Origin of the sequence: Pseudomonas sp. Ant30-3 (assembly GCF_000690905.1) — a bacterium.
Classification (GTDB): Bacteria; Pseudomonadota; Gammaproteobacteria; order Pseudomonadales; family Pseudomonadaceae; genus Aquipseudomonas.
This window is the reverse complement of sequence record NZ_JMCL01000244.1, coordinates 1-698: the sequence shown is the minus strand read 5'-3', so window position 1 is coordinate 698 and position 698 is coordinate 1. Positions and strand designations below refer to the sequence as shown.

2 protein-coding genes are annotated in these 698 nt (G+C 57.3%); both read right to left on the bottom strand.

All coding sequences use genetic code 11. The features are described 5' to 3' along the window. Positions 1-551 (bottom strand): DUF1285 domain-containing protein (locus DU29_RS0129145; protein ID WP_028624825.1); only part of this gene is annotated, 551 nt, incomplete at its 3' end. A 16-nt stretch (positions 552-567) separates the two neighbouring features. Next, on the bottom strand, positions 568-698 hold a 131-nt coding region (locus tag DU29_RS1000000132080; protein ID WP_033051144.1), incomplete at its 5' end, for a DUF4823 domain-containing protein.

Sequence of the window (698 nt, the reverse complement as noted above, 5' to 3'; positions counted from 1 at the left end):
AGTCCGATCGGGAAGAATCCCCCGCCGCTCCATACGCCCAGCCAGCGCTGCCCGTCGATCTCACGGCTCACCGCGATTTCCACCAATTGGTAAAACACGTTGCGATGGATGAGGGCTTCGAGATTGGTGCGGATATGCACATAAGGCGCTGGCTCTTGTGTGACGGGGTCAGTCACCACGCGGATCGGGTGTTCGACGCCGGCATCGGCGGTTTCGTCCACATTGGTGGTGAACCGCAGAATCTGATTTTCGCCCTCGCCTTCAACCTCGACGGCAATCGCCACAAACGGCGCGTCGTCGACCTTGATGCCGACCTTCTCGACGGGCGTGATCAGTAAATAATCATCACCGTCGCGGCGGATGATCGTGGAGAACAATTTGACCATCGGCTTGCGCCCGATTGGCGTACCCAGGTAATACCAGGTGCCGTCGCGGGCGATGCGCATGTCGATGTCGCCGCAGAAATCAGGATTCCATAAGTGCACCGGCGGCAAGCCTTTGGTTTTGGGGATTTGCCCCAACAGATCGTTGGCTTTTAGCTGATCACTCATGGCGGACTCCTTTGATTTATCGGTCGCTGATCCCCAGCAGACTGCGCGCATATTGCTCCAGCGGCGGGCCCATCAGGTCTTCAGGCTTCTCATCGTGGAACGTCAGTAAACCGCCACGACTCTTGATCCGTGCAGTATCAATCAAAT